Below are 652 nucleotides of genomic sequence, written 5' to 3'. Positions count from 1 at the left end.
AGTGAACGACCGCCACGGTCAGGGCGGCGATGCCCAGCCACCGGTGCAGGCGGTACATCTTGTCGAGGCCGTTGAGCTGGCGTTCCGCCCGGGCGGGCCGGGTGGCCAGGACCATCGCCACGCTCATGGCCCCGATCGCGAGCACGCCCGTGTACTGAACGAATGCGTGCCGGAACGAGAAGTAGTTGAGTGGCTCTGGGAGGAGCGTATCCGCGAGCAGCCAGAGGAGGGTCAGCCCGGCCAGGAAGGACCAGAGCGTGAGTTTGATGGCGCGCATCGCCGCGTGTCCCTTTTGCGTTGTCGTGTTACCCGTTTGACGGGAATGATGACGCCTTCTGGTGCCGGCGGGCATGACGCGGGTCAACGCCCGCCGGCGGCTCGTGTGCCGGCTCTGCCGGTTCTATTGGGGCGTGCCCCGCACCATGCGTTGCAGGGTCGCGTCCCGATCGACGTAGTGGTGCTTGAGTGTTCCGGCGACGTGGAGTGCCAGCACGCCCACTAGGATCCACGGCAGGATCTCGTGAACCTCCTCGCCGATCTCGTGGAGAGCGTCGCTCTCGGCGACCAGCGGCGGGAGGGAGAACAGCCCGAAGAAGCCGGGCGTGTGTCCGCCGGCCGAAGCCATGAACCAGCCGGACAGCGGGATGATGAC

The 652-nt window shown here is 67.0% G+C and carries 2 protein-coding genes; both read right to left on the bottom strand.

Annotation, left to right across the window (positions count from 1 at the left end; genetic code table 11):
* Nucleotides 1-277, bottom strand: a 277-nt coding sequence (locus G7A99_RS23410; protein ID WP_205600037.1) for a ferric reductase-like transmembrane domain-containing protein, incomplete at its 3' end; no start/stop codon positions are given.
* A 123-nt stretch (nucleotides 278-400) separates the two neighbouring features.
* A partial coding sequence (locus G7A99_RS23405; RefSeq protein WP_205600036.1) for a cytochrome b occupies nucleotides 401-652 on the bottom strand: 252 nt, incomplete at its 5' end.

Source organism: Arhodomonas sp. KWT (assembly GCF_010993615.1).
The sequence above is the reverse complement of the archived record's forward strand: the minus strand, read 5'-3'. Positions and strand labels throughout refer to the sequence as shown.